Origin of the sequence: Tepidicella baoligensis, from assembly GCF_013432195.1 — a bacterium.
Classification (GTDB): Bacteria; Pseudomonadota; Gammaproteobacteria; order Burkholderiales; family Burkholderiaceae_C; genus Tepidicella; species Tepidicella baoligensis.
In genome coordinates this window covers 1-1508 of the sequence record NZ_JACCDB010000035.1, presented here as the reverse complement: position 1 = coordinate 1508, position 1508 = coordinate 1, and the positions used below count along the sequence as shown (strand labels likewise).

Below are 1508 nucleotides of genomic sequence, written 5' to 3'. Positions count from 1 at the left end.
GCGGGGTAGTGCAGAGGTTCCCTACGGCAATGCCCATGGACTCATCCTCCTGATCAAACACGCCTCGTGGACATGTGCACAGGCCGGCCAGCGGCCTGCACACATGCCCACCGGGCTCAACAACCAGGGGAGCATTGTGAGTGTTGTGTTCCACACGAAATGACGAAGGACCGTCAGAAAACATAAGTTATTGTACTAAAACTTTCTACTCCCATCATCTACATCACAATTTCCGAAAAGAAGCGGACCACTATCATCGCGGATAATAGACCTTCCGGTGACTCTATCGACAAAGACATCGTTATCAAGTAATTTAAATCTTATATTGTCGGAACTAAGCAAAGCATTCTTCTCCCACTTGTTATTTACCTGCACAAAGCCTCTCTTTTCATCGAATCTAACAGACACTTTGAGTTCATCGATGCGATACGCGTCAGAAGAATATCTACACATGATTGATTTGACCCCCGGCAACCAATTCAACTTGAGAATAGATTCGGCGGCCTGCTTGGGATGCAATTTATCCTTAATAACAGCACAACCAAATGCCAAAGCGACCTCCACTGGGTCTGGTGCAAATGGCTTAAGATCCATTAACTGCCGCCTAGTAGACTCATCAGCGGCATCCAATATCTTACTATTCCGTCTCTTTATGAATTCATCTACCGCAAAATGTTGTATTTCTTCAGGTTTAAATCCATTTCTATATTTCTCTGTACCCGGCAGTGAGACCCACCTAGGCTCCTTATTACCATCCGTTTCCATGTTGAGCGAATCGAGGACTATCTCAACACCGTTCACAGAACAATCAACAGAATAAAAAGAAAGAGCGGAACGCCATGGTTTTTTTTTATCAATCAACACCAGCGATTGCGTTTGAACCACCCCCCATCGCGTGCTATCGCCATAAGCAACAACCCTGCCCCCCAAAACCAGTGATCCCGCGAGGTGAATTATTTCAAAGTCAGCAGCCAAAACTAACGCCGGATGAATCAATCCCAAAATAAAGAGCAAACGGGAAATCATTTTTAATTTATTCATCACGATCTAAAATTCAGAAACACCCAAACGAATTACACGTCCGACTATACGGATTACCCCGGCTATCGATGCCCTGGTGAATAGTCGTGTCACCAAATCGCATAGTAGAACCACTCCAAGAACGCCCATCAGCCGCAGTGCCGTTATGGATCGTCGTATTTCCGTAAGTAGAACTCGACTGGTTCCAGTTGCTGCCTGTAGATGGGTTCCACCCCTGCATATGGGTGGTGTTGCCGTACCGCTGGATGTTGTAGGTATTCCCGCTGGAGTCGGTACAGGTGGCATACGAGCCCGAGCCGATGCAAGTGGCTCCGGCTGCTGACGCCAGTGTGAGTGCAAAGACGGTGACCGCAAGACGCTTCATGATGACGCTCCTTGTTGAACAACGTCTCATTTATACCATCTTCGCCCCTGTTTTTGAGCGGTTGAACACCCCCTGTTTGAGGTAGGGAAGGTCTGCAAAACCT

The 1508-nt window shown here is 47.3% G+C and carries 1 protein-coding gene; it reads right to left on the bottom strand.

The window, feature by feature from the left end; translation table 11 throughout:
* Positions 1 to 195 precede the first annotated feature (195 nt).
* Positions 196 to 1041 (bottom strand): hypothetical protein, encoded by an 846-nt coding sequence (locus tag HZS63_RS13760; protein ID WP_180684559.1) that lies wholly within the window; start codon positions 1039 to 1041, stop codon positions 196 to 198.
* Between the last annotated feature and the right edge of the window lie 467 nt (positions 1042 to 1508).

What these genes read in the sequence shown, in the direction of transcription:
- HZS63_RS13760 (WP_180684559.1), bottom strand. Translation starts at nt 1,041, where the DNA reads ATGAATAAATTAAAAATGATTTCCCGTTTGCTCTTTATTTTGGGATTG.